The 12471-nt window shown below is 72.6% G+C and carries 13 protein-coding genes and 1 pseudogene; 8 read left to right on the forward strand and 6 right to left on the reverse strand.

The genetic code is table 11. From position 1 onward, the window contains the following. Positions 1-213: 213 nt before the first annotated feature. Together ABZ454_RS12020 and ABZ454_RS12025 are read right to left on the reverse strand one after the other, a co-directional pair. Positions 214-798, reverse strand: a complete 585-nt coding sequence (locus ABZ454_RS12020) for a TMEM165/GDT1 family protein (protein ID WP_356322832.1) — start codon at positions 796-798, stop codon at positions 214-216. A 259-nt stretch (positions 799-1057) separates the two neighbouring features. After that, entirely contained in the window at positions 1058-1972 is a 915-nt protein-coding gene (locus ABZ454_RS12025) for an alpha/beta hydrolase (protein ID WP_359537502.1), read from the reverse strand. A gap of 86 nt (positions 1973-2058) precedes the next feature. Between ABZ454_RS12025 and ABZ454_RS12030 the strand changes: the two genes are divergently transcribed. Then, the gene (locus ABZ454_RS12030; protein ID WP_359537503.1) at positions 2059-2637 is read left to right on the forward strand and encodes a CGNR zinc finger domain-containing protein; all 579 of its coding nucleotides are present in this window, start codon (positions 2059-2061) and stop codon (positions 2635-2637) included. Between the two features lie 61 nt (positions 2638-2698). On the opposite strand, the gene ABZ454_RS12035 is transcribed toward ABZ454_RS12030, so the two are convergent. Both ABZ454_RS12035 and ABZ454_RS12040 read right to left on the reverse strand, forming a co-directional pair. After that, positions 2699-3478, reverse strand: coding sequence for a sporulation protein (locus tag ABZ454_RS12035; RefSeq protein ID WP_359537504.1), 780 nt, complete (start codon positions 3476-3478; stop codon positions 2699-2701). A 94-nt stretch (positions 3479-3572) separates the two neighbouring features. After that, on the reverse strand, positions 3573-4328 hold the full coding sequence (locus tag ABZ454_RS12040; protein ID WP_359537505.1) for a Sir2 family NAD-dependent protein deacetylase: 756 nt from the start codon (positions 4326-4328) through the stop codon (positions 3573-3575). A 115-nt stretch (positions 4329-4443) separates the two neighbouring features. On the opposite strand from ABZ454_RS12040, the pseudogene ABZ454_RS12045 reads away from it, so the two are divergent. Beyond that, positions 4444-4593: pseudogene (locus ABZ454_RS12045) on the forward strand (DUF2191 domain-containing protein); the annotation flags it as partial. Positions 4594-4616: 23 nt separating this feature from the next. Here ABZ454_RS12045 and ABZ454_RS12050 read toward each other — a convergent pair. Next, positions 4617-5108 (reverse strand): NUDIX hydrolase, encoded by a 492-nt coding sequence (locus tag ABZ454_RS12050; protein WP_356322843.1) that lies wholly within the window; start codon positions 5106-5108, stop codon positions 4617-4619. A 142-nt stretch (positions 5109-5250) separates the two neighbouring features. On the opposite strand from ABZ454_RS12050, the gene ABZ454_RS12055 reads away from it, so the two are divergent. Next, positions 5251-6366 carry a glycerate kinase gene (locus ABZ454_RS12055; protein WP_359537804.1) on the forward strand — a complete coding sequence of 372 codons (1116 nt, stop codon included), beginning with the start codon at positions 5251-5253 and terminating at the stop codon, positions 6364-6366. 144 nt (positions 6367-6510) lie between these two features. Here ABZ454_RS12055 and ABZ454_RS12060 read toward each other — a convergent pair whose 3' ends face one another. After that, complete coding sequence (locus ABZ454_RS12060) at positions 6511-7251, reverse strand: helix-turn-helix domain-containing protein (protein ID WP_359537506.1); 741 nt, start codon at positions 7249-7251, stop codon at positions 6511-6513. A 349-nt stretch (positions 7252-7600) separates the two neighbouring features. Here ABZ454_RS12060 and ABZ454_RS12065 point away from each other — a divergent pair, with 349 nt between their 5' ends. The 5 genes from ABZ454_RS12065 to ABZ454_RS12085 all read left to right on the forward strand — a co-directional run bounded on the left by ABZ454_RS12065 (position 7601) and on the right by ABZ454_RS12085 (position 12458). Further along, the gene (locus tag ABZ454_RS12065) at positions 7601-8398 is read left to right on the forward strand and encodes an ABC transporter ATP-binding protein (protein WP_356322847.1); all 798 of its coding nucleotides are present in this window, start codon (positions 7601-7603) and stop codon (positions 8396-8398) included. After that, on the forward strand, positions 8395-9198 hold the full coding sequence (locus ABZ454_RS12070; protein WP_359537507.1) for an ABC transporter ATP-binding protein: 804 nt from the start codon (positions 8395-8397) through the stop codon (positions 9196-9198). Before ABZ454_RS12065 ends, ABZ454_RS12070 begins: the two co-directional genes overlap by 4 nt. Continuing rightward, positions 9195-10085 (forward strand): branched-chain amino acid ABC transporter permease, encoded by an 891-nt coding sequence (locus ABZ454_RS12075; RefSeq protein ID WP_359537508.1) that lies wholly within the window; start codon positions 9195-9197, stop codon positions 10083-10085. Before ABZ454_RS12070 ends, ABZ454_RS12075 begins: the two co-directional genes overlap by 4 nt. Positions 10086-10161: 76 nt before the next feature. Further along, positions 10162-11211: a branched-chain amino acid ABC transporter permease gene (locus ABZ454_RS12080; protein ID WP_359537806.1), complete on the forward strand. Its 1050-nt coding sequence runs from the start codon at positions 10162-10164 to the stop codon at positions 11209-11211. Further along, positions 11208-12458 carry an ABC transporter substrate-binding protein gene (locus ABZ454_RS12085; protein WP_359537509.1) on the forward strand — a complete coding sequence of 417 codons (1251 nt, stop codon included), beginning with the start codon at positions 11208-11210 and terminating at the stop codon, positions 12456-12458. The genes ABZ454_RS12080 and ABZ454_RS12085 overlap by 4 nt, the downstream gene beginning before the upstream one ends. The last annotated feature ends 13 nt before the right edge of the window (positions 12459-12471 follow it).

Here is a 12471-nt window from a genome sequence, read left to right on the forward strand (position 1 = left end):
TCCGCATACTGGATGTATTCGGGCGTTCCGACAACGCGGCGAGGTGCCGTAGCTGTCGTCGTGCGCCCGCCAGGGATGACGGGACAGCCCTTAGGGGCGCCCGGCACACGACGACGCCCCGGCACGTGCTCGACATCCCTGGGGCGGGGAGACGGCCGCGGGCTCCGCGCACGCCGTGCGCGGAGCCCGTGCAGCCTTGCGGGGGCGGGAGGATCAGCCGGTGAAGATCTCGACGGCCGTCCAGATCGCCAGCCCCAGCATGCACACCCCGCCGATGCGCTGAACCGTCTTGAGCGGCACGCGCTTGGCGATGAACCGTCCCGCGAGGAGCGCCAGCGCCGATACGGACATCAGGGCGGCGGCGGATCCGATCGCGGTGGACCAGGCGCCATTGCTCGCGGCCAGGTTGGCCGTCGTGATCTGCGTGAGGTCGCCCCACTCGCTGATGAACACCGCCATGAAGGCGGTGGAGTACACCGGCCAGAAGCCGGTGACGGTCTTCGGGCCGCCCTCCTCGTCGTCCTCGCCCGCGTCGGCCCGCAGCAGCATGAACGCGCCGAAGGCGAAGAGGCAGGCCGAGACGAGCTTGACGATCCATCCGGGCAGCAGGCCGAGCAGACCGCCCGCTCCGACCGCGATGGCGACATGGACGATGAACGCGGACGACGTGCCGAACCAGACGTAGAGCGGACGCATGCGCGTGCCCATGGCCAGCGAGGCGAACATCGTCTTGTCCGGGAGTTCCGCGAGGAAGATCAGCCCGAAAGCGGTGATGATCGCCAGAGGGTCGAGATGCATTCCGGGTGGCTTTCTGTGGGAGCCGGGCCCCGGATCTTCCGCGAAGTGCCGCTCGGGCTCTTGGGAGGACCACTCGGCCCGGCATGACGGCACCGCCCACGGGGCGTGGGCGTGTCACACCTGACCGAAGGTCTCGCCCGCCCGCAATGATCCACGAGCCCGGCCACCGGGAACCCGGAGGCTCCAGTGTGTCGACGACCGGTTTGCAGGGCTACTCCCCTTCGCAGCCGTCAACGTTACCGCATGAGGTGTTCCGCCCTCACGCCCGGTGCTCCGGCACCCAGGCGCGGTCCAGGAAGTCCGCGATCAGCGGCGCGATCCGGGGGAGGTGGTCCTCCAGGGCGAAGTGGCCGGTCTCGAAGAGGTGCAGCTCGGCGTCCGGCAGGTCGCGCAGATAGGCGCGGGCGCCCGGCTCGGGGAAGAACATGTCCCTCGTGCCCCAGACGACGAGTGCCGGCGGGGTGTGCGTGCGCAGCCACTCCTGCCACCGCGGGTAGAGCGCCACATTGGAGTGGTAGTCGAAGGCCAGGTCCAGCTGGGGCTGGGCGCGGCCCGGCAGGTCCAGGAAGTGCTGGTCCAGGGTCCACCCGTCCGGCGCCACCAGTTCGGGATCGGCCGTGCCGCCCTCGTACTGTCCACGGGTGGCGGGCAGCGTCAGAAGCGAGCGCACGGTGGCGGCGGCGCCGGGGTGGTCAGCTCGCAGGGCGATGAAGTCGAGGGCCTGCTGCGACAGCCCCTCGGTATAAGCGTTGCCGTTCTGGACCACCAGTCCGGCGATCCATTCCGGGTGGCGGTCGGCGAGCCGGAACCCGACGGGGGCGCCGAAGTCGAACACGTACATCACGAACCGGGACAGCCCGAGCCGCCGTACGAAGCCCTCCATGATCTCGGCGAGCCGGTCGAAGGTGTACGTGAACGGGCCGCCGGTGGCCGAGGACTCCGGGGCGTCGCTGTGGCCGAAGCCGGGGTAGTCCGGGGCGACGAGCCGGTACTGGCCGCCGAGCGCGTCCATCAGCCGGCGGAACTGGTGCGAGGCCGACGGGAAGCCGTGCAGGAGCAGCATCACGGGGGCGTCGTCCGCGGCCCCGGCAGGGAGCGACTCGCGGTAGAAGACACGGACTCCGTCGACCTCGATGTGCCGGTGACGGATGTGCGGAACATCCCGAATCGCCATGTTCACATGCCTCCTTGGTGGCCCGATGCATTAGTTTTACGCAGGAGAGGCCTAACGCGTCAAGTGCGCGAGTTAGCATTAGAGGCATGAATGGTCTCGAGCCCCTGACCGGTGAGCCGCTCGCCCTGGACCTGCTCAACACGCTTCCGTACGCGGCGCAGGGGCCTCCGGCCGATCATCTGGCCGATGCGGCCGGCCTGGTGGCCTGGCTGGCTCGTGAGGGGGAGCGGCTGCCGGAGGCCGAGGGGGTACGGGAGGCGAGTCCGGACGATCTGGCGGCGGTGCGCGCGGTCCGGGCGCACGCGGCCGTGGCCGTCGCGGCGGCCCGGCGCGGGGAGCGCCCGCCGGCATCCGCCCTGCGCGGACTCAACGAGGCGCAGCTCGCCGCCCCCGCCGTCCGGTACGCGCAGTGGGACGGCGACGCCGTCGTCGTGACGCCCCGCCGCTCCGGTCCGCCCGGCGTGCGGGTGGCGGCGGCCCTGGCCGAGGAGGTGGCCGGGCTCCTCGCGGATCCCGCGCTCGCGCGGGTCCGGGAGTGCGAGGCCGAGGACTGCACGATGCTGTTCCTGCCCGCCCACCCCCGCCGGCGCTGGTGCTCGGCCACGCGCTGCGGCAACCGCGCCCGGGTGGCCCGCTACTACCAGCGCCACAAGGACGCCCCTTAGCCCGGGCAGGACATCGAGCGCAGGCGCACGGTCCCCCCCTCGAACGCCGACCGCGCCGTGGTCAGTGGTCGTCGAGCAGGGCGAGCTCGTCCAGCACCTTGCGCACCTGAGGGCGCCAGTCGACGTGGCCGACCTCGTGATGGGCCGCGGCAAAGCGGCGTACGGGGGTATTCCTGTCCCAGCCGCGCACATCAGGGGCGGCGCGCCGCACATGGACCAGGGCCCCGACGACGTTCACGTGGAAGGCCACTTCCAGTTGCTCGAGCCGCCCGCCACCGGGCGAGCGGTCGGTGAGCACGAAGGACTGGTAGAAGCCCCGATGCTGCTCCACGTGCGGCAGGTACGAATCGACGACGTGCGCGAAGTCGCAGTAGTACCCCTCCTCCGCGAACGCGTCCAGGACGGCCTCGTGCAACGGCAGGGCCGAAATGTGCAACAGGTCGTTGTCCACCTCGGTCCCGTCGTCGTCCCAGTCGCGGCGGAGGCTGCTCTTCACCGAGAGCACGACTCCCAGGGCACGGCCGCCGAGTTCGCTCACCGGCGTCTCCCAGGACAGCCGTTCCGAGAAGGTCAGCCGCTGTTCCTCACCCGTGCGCAGAATGAAGTCCGAGGGCCTGGCCGAGCAGCTGTCGAACTCGTAGTCGCGCTCCTCGCCGTCGTAGTCCGTGTACCGGACGGAGATGCGCAGGTAGATCCCCTGGACGGGCATGTCGCGCGCCCCGCCCCGCAGAAGTACCTCGCCCTTCACGTCCTCGCCCGGATACACGGGCCCCAGGATCTGTGTGTCCACCTCGATCGCCTCGTCCGGACTCCCGATCCCGAACAACTTCTTGAACCCCACGTGCCCCCCAAGTCCGCAATGATCAGGGGGAGAAGGCTACCCGCGTGCGGTACGGACGTCGCCCCGCCCGCAGCCCCGCATCTGCCCACCGGAGTCAGTCCCCACGACCCCCGGCCGGAGTCCGGCCCGCCTCGTCCGTCAGCCGCCTGAGCAGGGCGGGCAGCGCGGTGCCGATCGGCTCCCGGATCGTCTCCCGCGCCAGTGCGTCGTACGGCGTCGGCTCCGCGTTCATCACGATCAGCCGTGCCCCGTGCTCCGCCGCGATCCCGGCCAGCGAGGCGGCGGGCTGCACCTGGAGCGTCGTGCCGACCGCGAGGAACACCTCGCAGCCCTTCGCGATCGCCATCGCCTCGCCCAGCACCACCGGGTCCAGCCGCTCGCCGAACATGACCGTGGCCGACTTGAGGATCCCGCCGCACGAGCCGCACGGCGGATCCGGCTCCCCGGCCTCCACCCGGGCCAGGGCCTCGGCCATCGTCGAGCGCGCGTGGCAGCGGGTGCACACCACCTGCCGGGCGGTGCCGTGGAGTTCGAGGACCTTGCGCGGGGAGAGCCCGGCCAGCTGGTGCAGGCCGTCGACGTTCTGCGTGATCACCCGGACCGGGACGCCGGACCGCTCCAGACCGGCCACGGCCCGGTGGGCCGCGTTCGGCTCGGCCTTCCACGTCGCACTGGTGCGCCGCATCTGCCAGGAGCGGCGGCGGATCTCCGGATCGGCCATGTACAGGTCGTACCGGACGAGCTTCTCGGCCTCCGGGTCCTTGCGCCAGAGGCCGTTCGGCCCGCGGTAGTCGGGGATGCCGGAGTCCGTGGAGATGCCGGCGCCACTGAGGATCGCCACGAGTGTCATACGGCGAGCGTACGCACCACCCGCCGCACCTCGCGAGGCGATATCACGCGCTGCTACGGTCCCCGCCACGGCGAAGGCAGCGGTGAGTCCGGACGCGGAACTCGTGGTCGAAGTGATGGTGCTCGCGGGCGTCGGCAGCCCGCAGGACGCCGTCGAACCCGTCGTACGCGACTACATCGCGCGCGGCCACCGCACCGAGGCGCGGACGGCGGCGCGCGAGGAGACCGTCCGCGAGGACGGGATCAGGCCGCAGGACCAGCAGGGCCGACCCACGGGCCGGCCCACCGGTCAGCCGACGGGGCTGCCGTCCTCCAGCTCCACGGCGCCCGCGCCGGAAGCCAGCGCGTCCAGCGCGGCGCGCACACGTCCGCGGAGCGTCCCGAGCAGATAACGGTCGATCTCCGCGGGCTCGACGAGCTTCCACGACAGGAGCTCCTCCTCCTGGACCCGGACCGCCTTCAGTTGCTCCTCGTCCAGCACCCCGCCGTCGTACACGTACGCCACGATCGGCGGCCGTGCGGCGCCGCGCGTCCAGTCCACCGCGAGCAGCCGGCCCGGCTCCCGGTCGACGCCGATCTCCTCGGCCGACTCGCGGCGCGCCCCCTGCCGGGGGGTCTCGCCGTCCGCCGACTCGATCGTGCCGCCGGGCAGCGCCCAGCCCTCGCGGTAGTTCGGTTCGACGAGCAGTACCCGCCCCCGCGCGTCGCGGAAGAGGCAGGCGGCGCCGGCCAGAACCTTGGGGAGACCGGCGATGTACGTGGCGTAGTCATGGGTGGTCACGTCGGCAGCGTACTGGCGGAGTGCGGGGCCGGGTCCAGTGCCCGGACACCCATGGGCAGACAGGGGGGCCGGCGGATAGGGTCGGGGCGGCGCGACTGCCTGTTCGAAAGCAAAGGGAATCAAGGTGACGGACGGAGCAGTGATGGAGACCGCACGCGTGCTCGTCGCGGCGGACAAGTTCAAGGGCTCGCTCACGGCCGTGCAGGTCGCCGAGCGGGTGGCGGCCGGACTGCGGCGCGTCGCCCCCGAGGTACGGGTCGAGACCCTGCCCGTGGCGGACGGCGGCGACGGCACGGTGGCGGCGGCGGTGGCCGCCGGATTCGAGCGCCGCGAGGCACGGGTCACCGGGCCGCTGGGCGACCCCGTGACCGCCGCGTACGCGGTGCGGGAGACCACCGCGGTGGTCGAGATGGCCGAGGCCTCGGGCCTCCAGCACCTGCCCGCGGGCGTGTTCGCCCCCCTCACGGCCACCACGTACGGTTCCGGCGAGCTGCTGCTCGCCGCCCTCGACGCGGGCGCGCGGACCATCGTGTTCGGCGTCGGCGGCAGCGCGACCACGGACGGCGGGGCGGGCATGCTGGCCGCGCTCGGCGCACGGTTCCTGGACGCGGACGGCAAGCCCGTCGGCCCCGGCGGCGGTGGCCTCGCCGAACTGGCCAAGGCCGACCTGACGGGGCTCGACGCCCGGCTCGGCGAGGTCGACCTGATCCTCGCGAGCGACGTCGACAACCCGCTCACCGGACCCACCGGCGCGCCGCAGGTGTACGGCCGCCAGAAGGGCGCGACCGAGGAAGACATCGCGCTGCTCGACGCGGCGCTCACCCACTACGCCTCCGTGCTGGGGCCGGACGACGCCCGGCTGCCCGGGGCCGGAGCGGCCGGCGGAATCGGGTACGGGGCGCTCGTCGCGCTCGGCGCGCGGTTCCGGCCCGGGATCGAGGTGATGCTCGACGTCCTCGGCTTCGCACCCGCCCTGGCCCGGGCGACGCTGGTCGTCACCGGCGAGGGCTCGCTCGATGAACAGACCCTGCACGGCAAGGCCCCGGCCGGGGTCGCCGCGGCGGCGCGCGCGGCGGGCATCGAGGTCGTCGCGGTCTGCGGTCGCCTGGCACTGGCGCCGGAGGCCCTGGGACGCGCGGGCATCCGTCGCGCCTACGCGCTCACGGAGCTGGAGCCGGACCCCGCGGTCTGCATGGCCGAGGCGGGCCCGCTGCTGGAGCGGGTGGCGGAGTCCATCGCACGGGACTTCCTGCGGTAAGGCGCGTCGCGGTGCGGTGACGGGGTGGGCGCCATCGCGCCCGCCCCGGGCCCCCGCTCAGCCCCGCGTCCTCCGCTCACCGGTCTCCCGCTCAGCCCCGCGTCCTCCGCTCACCGGGCTCCCGCTCAGCCCCGCGCCCTCCGCTCACCGGTCTCCCGAGGGGACCGGTCGCAGCCTTACCGCCTCCAGCGCCAGCACCACCTCCACCAGTTCCCTCGGCCGCGACAGCGAGCGTGACGTCAGCTCCTCCAGCCGCCGCAGCCGGTTCAGCACCGTGTTCCGGTGGCAGCACAGCCGTACCGCCGTCCGCCCCGCCGAACCCCCGCAGTCCAGCCACGCGTCCAGCGTCGACACCAGCAGGGCCCGGTCGGCCGGGTCGCGGGCCAGGAGCGGGCCGAAGACGTCCACCGCCAGGTAGGCCGCGAGGGCCGGCTGCCCCGCCACCAGGGCCGCGGGGACCCGCCCCTCCAGGCAGATCACGCCCTCCTCGTCCGCCCCGTCCGTGCCGCACGTCAGCAGCGCGGCCTCGGCCAGCCGGCGGGCCGCGCCCAGAGCGGCCAGGCCGTCGACCACCGGGCTGACCCCGCCAGGACCGGGCCTCCCGCCCGCCACCAGTGCGGCGACGGCCGCCGGTTCCGCGTCGCCGAGCGCCACCACCGCGATCTCCCGGTCCGGCCGTGGCCGCCAGAGGAACCGCATCCCGTGCGCATCGGCCGGACGGCTCCCCGTTCCACCGCGCCCCGCCGGGACCACCGCCACCGCGTAGCGGCCCTGTTCCGGCAGCCCCAGCACCGTCCCGGCGAGCGCCGCGAGGCCCGGCCCGCTCTCGTCGTCCAGCAGCGCGTCGAGCAGCGCCCACCCCCGCTCGTCCCCGCGCTGCCGCATGCCCGCTCCGTTCTCCGCACGCCCCGGGGGGCCGCTTCCGTGCTGAGGACCCGGCCCGCTCCACCGGGCCGCCGTCGTGAGGATGGCACCGGTCCGGGCCGGCGGCGACAGCCCACGGCGCGCCTCTGTGCGCGTGCACAATCGGCGGCCTCGCCCACTGGTCACCCGCAGCGTTTCGGCCGGTGACCGTGGACGCGCGGCCCGCCCGCTGCTGGTCTGTGGCCCCACAGAGGCACAGGGCAGGCCCAGGCAGGCACAGGCGGACACCGCCCGGCCACGGCCGGCCAGGACCCCTGCGCACCACGAATCGACGCGTCGATTCCAAGACAAGGCGGAAGGAGGAGGACGCATGGCAACGCTCGAGATCCGCGCACTGTCCGTGGGCTACGGCCCCGTACGGTCACTGCGCGACGTCTCCCTCGATGTGCCGGCCGGCGCGATCACCGCCGTGCTCGGCGGCAACGGGGCCGGGAAGACCACGCTGCTGCGGGCCATCTCGCGGACCCTCGGCTTCCACCGCGGGACGGGTACGGGCACCGTCCACTTCGACGGCCGCCCCCTGGACGGGCTGCGTCCCGCCCAGGTGGTGGCCGCCGGAGTGGTCCAGGTGCCCGAGGGACGACAGGTGTTCGCCCGGATGACGGTGGCCGACAATCTGCGGGCGGGCGCACTCGGGGCCCGCGGCGGTCGCAAGGCGTCGGCGGTCGCGCTGAACCGCGTCCACGAACTGTTCCCGGTACTGGCCCAGCGTGCGCACCAGCGCGCCGGGCTGCTCTCGGGCGGTGAGCAGCAGATGCTGGCGATGGGACGGGCCCTGATGGCCCGGCCCCGGCTGCTGCTGCTCGACGAACCCTCCCTGGGACTCGCCCCGTTGATGGCGCGACGCATCGCCGAGACGGTGCAGGAGATCAACGCGTCGGGCACCTCCGTCCTGCTCGTCGAGCAGAACGCGGCGATCGCCCTGAGGCTCGCCTCCACGGCCTATGTCCTGGAGGTCGGCGAAGTCGCCCTGGAGGGGCCGGCCGACGAGCTCGCCGCCTCCGACGAGGTGCGCCGCCGCTACCTGGGCGTCGTCGACGAGACGGCCGCCGCGGACGCGGACCGGGCCTCCGGGTCCGCACCCTCCCTGAGCAGGTGGTCCGCTTGACGACCGCCCAGGAAACCACCCGGGGCGCGACCGCGCCGGCCGCACTCGCCGTCCGGGACGTCACCGTGCGCTTCGCCGGGCTCACCGCCCTCGACGGCGTCTCCTTCACCGTGGAGCCCGGCAGCGTGCACGCCGTCATCGGCCCCAACGGGGCGGGGAAGTCCACCACCTTCAACGTGCTGTCCGGCGTGTACCGGGCCACATCCGGCACCGTCCACCTCGGTACGACGGAACTCACCGGACTCGCCCCCCACAAGATCGCCCGACTCGGCGTCGCCCGCACCTTCCAGAACCTCGCCCTTCCGCCGCACGCCACCGTCGCCGAGAGTCTCCTGCTCGGCCGGCACCGGCTCACCCGCGCCGGGTTCCTCGCCAGCGGACTGCGCCTGCCGTCCGCCGCCCGCGAGGCCCGCCGTCATCTGGGCCGGGTCCGGGAGATAGCCGAATTCATCGGCCTAGAAAAGGAGTTGGACCGTCCCGCCGGCGCGCTCCCGTACGGACAGCAGAAGCTCGTCGAGCTCGGCCGCGCCCTGTGCATGGAGCCGCAGGTCCTCCTCCTGGACGAACCGGTCGCCGGGATGACCGCCGACGAACGGCGGCGCACCGCGGCGGTCGTGGCCGGAGTGCGCGACAGCCTCGGCATCTCGATCGTGCTCGTCGAACACGACATGGGAGTGGTGATGCGGCTGGCGGACGCCGTGACCGTACTCGACTTCGGACGCAGGATCTCCGGCGGCGCCCCCGCCGAGGTCCAGAACGATCCGGCCGTCGTCCAGGCCTACTTGGGGGCACAGGAATGACCACCTTCATCGAACTCCTCCTCGGCGGCCTGTCCATCGGCTCGGTCTACGCACTGATCGCGCTCGGCTTCGTCGTCATCTTCAAGGCCACCGAGGTCGTCAACTTCGCCCACGCCTCCCTGCTGCTCGCGGGCGGCTACGTGACCGCCGTGCTCCACGACGACATCGGCTTCTGGCCCGCGCTCGCCGTCGGCATCGCCGGCGCCGCCGTCGTCGGAGCGGCCGTCGAGTTCCTGGTGATGCGCCGCTACCGGGGCAGCGACCACAGCGTCCTGGCCATCGTCACCATCGGCGTCGACATCCTCCTCACCACCGAACTCACCCGGCGCATGGGCACGGAGGTCCTCTCGCTCGGCGACCCGTGGGGCGACCGCGTCATCACCATCGGCGATGTCACCCTGGCCGAGACCCGGGTCGCCGCCTTCCTCGCCGCCGGTCTGCTCATCACCGTGTTCCTGCTCGCCTTCCGCTTCACCTCCTGGGGTGTGTCGATGCGGGCCGCCGCCGAGAACCCGCAGACCGCGGCCCTGATGGGGATCAAGCTCGGCCGCGTGTCGCTCGCCGCCTGGGCGGTGGCCGGAGCGCTCGCGGCGGTGGCCGCGCTCTTCCTCACCGTCTTCCCCACCCCCGGCCTGGAACGGGCCACCTCGCTGGCCGCCCTCAAGGCCTTCCCCGCCGCGATCCTCGGCGGCCTGGACTCGACGACCGGTGCGCTCGCCGGGGGACTCATCGTCGGCGTCACGGAATCGCTCGCCACCGGCTACCAGAGCGACCTGTCCTTCCTGGGCCGCGGCATCGGCGACCTCGCCCCCTACCTGGTGATGGTGATCGTGCTGCTCCTGCGGCCCGCGGGACTCTTCGGTACGAAGGAGCTCGCCCGTGTCTGACACCACGACCGCGACCCAGCCGGACACCGGGGCACACCCCGCGGCCGGCACCCCTGGGGCCGCCCTCGCCGCCCGGCTGCGCCACCCGCGCACCTACCTCTGGGCCGTCGGCTCGGTGCTGCTGCTCGCGTTCCCGTTCTACCTGGACCGCTTCTGGCTGCAGGCCGGACTGTTCGCGATGGCCGCCGCCATCGGCGCCATCGGGCTCAACCTCCTCACCGGCGCCACCGGCCAGCTCTCCATGGGGCACGCGTTCTTCCTCGCGGTGGGCGCGTACGGCTACTGCGTGCTGGCGGGGGAGAGCAGCACGGAGAACGGGCACGAGCTCACCGGACTCGGCCTGCCCGGCTGGCTCGCCGCCGTGCTCGCGGTGCTCCTCGCCGGAGTCGCCGGCGGACTGTTCAGCCCCATCGCGAGCCGGCTGCGCGGCGCCTACCTGGGCATCGCGACCCTGGCACTGATCTTCATCGGCCAGCACGTGCTGTTCAACGCGGGGTCCCTCACCGGAGGCTTCAACGGCCGTGCCGTACCGCCGCTCTCGCTCTTCGGCTTCGACTTCGACGACACCGAGGTCATGGTGGCCGCCGTGCCGTTCCAGTCCTCCGAGAAGCTCTGGTACGCGGCGCTGCTCGCCCTGCTGCTGAGCGGCCTGTTCGCCCGGGGAGTGCTGCGCGGCCGTCCGGGCCGGGCGCTCAACGCCATCCGTGACCACCGCATCGCGGCCGGTGTGATGGGCGTCCCGGTCGCCCGCTACCGGGCGGGTGTCTTCGTCCTGTCCTCGATGTACGCCGGACTGGCGGGCGTCCTGCTCGCGCTGGTCTTCCAGCGGACCGTGCCCGAGTACTTCGGCATGGTCCTGTCCCTCGAATACCTCGCCATGATCGTCATCGGCGGGCTCGGCACCGTGGCGGGAGCGGTCGTCGGGGCCGCGTTCGTCTCGCTGCTGCCGCAGCTGCTCACCCACTACAGCGATTCCCTGCCCCTGGTCTCCGCCCCCGGTACGGGCGGTCTGGCTCCGGGCGAGGCCTCGCGCTACCTGTACGGCGCCGCGGTGGTCGCGGCTGTTCTGTTCCTGCCCGGCGGCCTGACACGTCTGACGAAGAACTCAGGGGAGAAGAAGAAATGAAACTGCGTGTGCTCGGGGCCGTGTGCGCGGCCCTCACCCTCACCCTCGTGGGCTGCAGCGAGAAGGCCAAGTCCTCCGACGAGGGGACCCAGGACAAGGCCGGTGTGAAGACCGGCGAGGGCGTCACCGACTCGGTGATCTCGCTGGGCGCGCTCACCGACATGACCGGGGTCTACGCCTCGCTCGGCAAGAGCGTCACCCAGGCCCAGCAGCTCTGGGTCAAGCAGACCAACGCCGCGGGCGGCATCTGCGAGCGCAAGGTCGAACTGACCGTGCGCGACCACGGTTACGACCCGCAGAAGGCCATCGCCGGGTACACCGAACTGGAGCCCAAGGTGCTGGGCTTCGTCCAGTTCATCGGCTCGCCGTTCGTGGCGGCGGTCGAGCAGCGCATCGACGGCCAGGACAAGGGACTCGTCCTGCCGCAGGCCTGGTCGGCGAATCTGCTCGGCAGCAAGTACGTCCGTGTCATCGGCGCCACGTACGACGTCGAGACGATCAACGCGATCGACTACCTGCTGGCCGAGAAGCGCATCGCCAAGGGCGACAAGATCGGTCATGTGTACTTCGAGGGCGACTACGGCGAGAACGCCCTGGTCGGCTCGAAGTACGCGGCGAAGGAGGCGGGCCTCACCGTCGTCGAGCAGAAGATCAAGCCCACCGACAACGACATGACCGCCCAGGTGGCCGCGCTCAAGCAGGCGGGCGTCAAGGCCGTCGTCGTCAGCGCGGGGCCGCGGCAGGCCGCCTCGCTGGTCGGCGTCGCCGCCGCCACCGGCTTCAAGGTGCCGGTCGTCGGCAACAACTCGGCGTTCGCGCCCCAGCTGTTGAAGACGCAGGCGGGCCCGGCCCTGGCGAACGACTACTACGTCGCCGCCTCCACCCTGCCGATCGGCGACCCGGGCGCCGGCCCCGCGAAGCTCGCCAAGGAGTACGGCGCCGCGTACCCGAAGGACGGCCTCGACAACGGCGTCATCGCGGGATACAACGCGGCGAGCCTGTTCGGGGAGGCGCTGAAGAAGGCCTGCGCCTCCAAGGACCTCACCCGTGAGGGCATCGACAAGGCCCTGCTGACCATCACGGACTTCGGCAGCGACTTCGGGATGCCGCACGACTTCTCCGACCCGGCGGCGCCCTCCACCCGGGAGAGCGTGATCATGAAGCCGGACGCCAAGATCCCCGGCGGCCTCAAGGTCGTCAGGCCCGCGCAGGCGGCAGCGGCGGCGAAGTCGTACACGCTGAAGTAGGCGGGCAGCCGGC

This window comes from Streptomyces sp. NPDC005803 (genome assembly GCF_040630435.1).
Taxonomy (GTDB): domain Bacteria; phylum Actinomycetota; class Actinomycetes; order Streptomycetales; family Streptomycetaceae; genus Streptomyces.